Below are 2,505 nucleotides of genomic sequence, written 5' to 3' on the forward strand. Positions count from 1 at the left end.
CCCACATTGAACCTGCTTCAGCCTTCGATAGAGGTGTTCGCCCTACGGTTGCCGCTCCTCGATCCGCGCATACGCTCCCTGGTGATAGAGCAACGGCGCACGACCAAAATCATCGAAAGCCACCACCTTGCCAATCATGATCCAGTGATCGCCACCATCCACCTGCTGGTACTTCTCGCAGTGAAACCGCGCCGAGCAATCAGCGAAGACCGGCGAACCGCCCTCCCCGGGCTCGAATTCGATTTCGGCAAAGCGATCGTCCCTGGGCCGGGCGAAGTTGTTCGACAGGTGGATCTGGTCGGCCGCCAGCACGTTGACCGCAAAATGGCTGGCCTGCTCGAACACCTCGTGGCTGTTGGAGCGTTTGTCGATGCTCCACAGCACCAGCGGCGGGTCCAGGGATACCGAATTGAAGCTGTTGGCGGTGACACCCACTTTGCGCCCGCTGGCATCAGCGGCGGTGACCACCGTGACGCCGGTGGCAAAGTTGCCCAGGGCCCGGCGAAAGGCCCGTGGGTCGAAACTGTTATCAGACATGCAAGACTCCCGGACTGCATCAACGCGCAGTCCTGATGGTTGTGATGGCCGGGTCGGCGTCAAATCATGCTCGGATCAGGCTCGAGCCCCATCAGCTCACGCCCCAGGATCTGCGCGCACACGTCGTAATCGGTGTACGCATGGGCGCCGGTCATATGGGAATCGCGGAACAGACGCTGCATCTCGTTGTGCTCGAACCACGCATTGCCACCGGCGGCCTCGAACAAGCGGTCCACCGCCTGGATGCACATCTTGGTGGCGTACGCCTGGTTGGTACGCCAGAACGCCAGGGTCTCGCGGCTCGGGTAACGGTGCTGTTCGCTGTGTTCGGCGTGTTCCTGCCAGGTCTTTTCCAGGAACGCCCGGGCGGCGGCCACCTGGTGTGTCGACTCGGCCAGGCGCATCAACGCCGGAGTCGCCGCCCCCACTGCCGCGCCGGTGTAGGCACGTACGCGGGTCCTGGTTTTTTCGCGGAATACTTCGAGCATGCGCTCGGCCACGCCCAGGCTCACGGTGGAGAAACCGCTGGCGAAATACGGGCGATACGGCGAGTAGAAAATCTTGCTGTCGGGGTACAGACCGAAGCCGGCGGACTTGCCTTCCATCATGTCCTTGGCTTTCTGGATGCGGTGTTCTGGCACCAGAACCTTGTCGATGATCAGGGTCTTGGTGCCGCTGCCTTTCATGCCGGCGGCGAACCAGTCATCGCGAATCTGATAGTCGCTGCGCGGCAGTACCGCGAAGCAATAGTCCTGGGTGCCCTCGGCGTTTTTACGGCGGAAACCGACAATCGCCCACTCGGCATGATCGCAACCGCTGCTCCAGCCCATTTCACCGCTGAACAGCACACCGCCCTCAACTTCTTCAGTGCGGCCAAACGGCGCGATGCTGCTGCTGGCGGTGGCATTCGGGTTATCGCCCCAGACTTCCTGCTGCAGCTTGGCGGGAAACAACGCCAGTTGATGGCTGTGGGTGCACAACAGGCTCATGGCCCACGCGGTGCTGGCACAGGCGCCGGCCAGCAACGCGATGCAGTCGGCAAACTGCGGCAGGGAGATTTCCATGCCGCCAAAGGGTTTGGGTTGAAAGGCACGGTGCATGCCGATGCTCTTGAGCAGCGCAATGTTCTCGTCGGGAACCTTGCGGTCCTGCTCGGCCTGGAAGGCGTTGGCAGCGATGGTCGGCAGAATCGCCTTGAGATCTTCGAGGAGCGGGTTTGGCTTTTTCATGGACGGCCCTGCTTATTATTGGATGTCCGGCTGGCGTTCAAACTCAACGAACGGCGCTGGATGTGGGGCCAGTATGGAGCGGGCGACACCCCCGGAAAATGCACCTTCCACAGCCAAGATTGCACTTTCCACAGGCCTGGCAGCCACAGACATATCGCCCGGCAGGCACAGACAAGCCTCGCCCGGCGGCGCTGGTTACCCTCGGGCTTTTGCGAGCAGGAAAATCCCATGAGCGATATTGCGCTGCTGCCTGAAGTCCAGGCCTTCCTCCGTCGAAGCCATGCCTTGTTTATCGACGGCGGGTACGTCCAAAGCCATTCCGGCCAGGCTCTGGAAGTGATCAACCCGGCCACCGGCGAGGTGATCGCCCAGGTTGCCGATGCGGACCTGGCCGATATCGACACAGCGGTGGAATCGTCCCGGCGTGGCTTCCGGCAATGGTCCCAGGTCGCCCCTGCCATTCGCGGCAATGTGCTGCTGAAACTCGCCGACCTGCTGGAGCAACACCGCGAAGCACTGGCGCAGATCGAAACCTGCCAGTCGGGCAAGATCATCCAGATTTCCCGGGCCTTCGAGGTCGATCAGGCGGCGCACTTCCTGCGTTACTACGCCGGCTGGGCCACCAAGATCAGCGGCCAGACCCTTACCCCGTCACTGCCCTCCTTCGCCGGCGAACGCTACACCGCGTTTACCCTGCGCGAACCGGTGGGCGTGGTAGTGGGCATCGTGCCGTGGAATT

General features: G+C 62.1%; 2 protein-coding genes and 1 pseudogene. 1 reads left to right on the forward strand and 2 read right to left on the reverse strand.

The features are described from left to right. Nucleotides 1–60: 60 nt before the first annotated feature. Nucleotides 61–537 (reverse strand): annotated as a pseudogene (locus HX824_RS30545) (flavin reductase family protein); the annotation flags it as partial. A 59-nt stretch (nucleotides 538–596) separates the two neighbouring features. Beyond that, nucleotides 597–1,766 carry a p-hydroxyphenylacetate 3-hydroxylase oxygenase component gene (locus tag HX824_RS30550; RefSeq protein WP_003219889.1) on the reverse strand — a complete coding sequence of 390 codons (1,170 nt, stop codon included), beginning with the start codon at nucleotides 1,764–1,766 and terminating at the stop codon, nucleotides 597–599. 228 nt (nucleotides 1,767–1,994) lie between these two features. On the opposite strand from HX824_RS30550, the gene HX824_RS32750 reads away from it, so the two are divergent. Then, nucleotides 1,995–2,505, forward strand: a 511-nt coding sequence (locus HX824_RS32750; protein WP_371319426.1) for an aldehyde dehydrogenase family protein, incomplete at its 3' end; no start/stop codon positions are given.

The organism is Pseudomonas sp. D4002 (assembly GCF_013385665.1).
Taxonomy (GTDB): Bacteria; Pseudomonadota; Gammaproteobacteria; order Pseudomonadales; family Pseudomonadaceae; genus Aquipseudomonas.

Excerpts from the sequence above, each read along its gene's own strand:
- HX824_RS30550 (WP_003219889.1), bottom strand. The coding sequence starts at position 1,766 with ATGAAAAAGCCAAACCCGCTCCTCGAAGATCTCAAGGCGATTCTGCCG.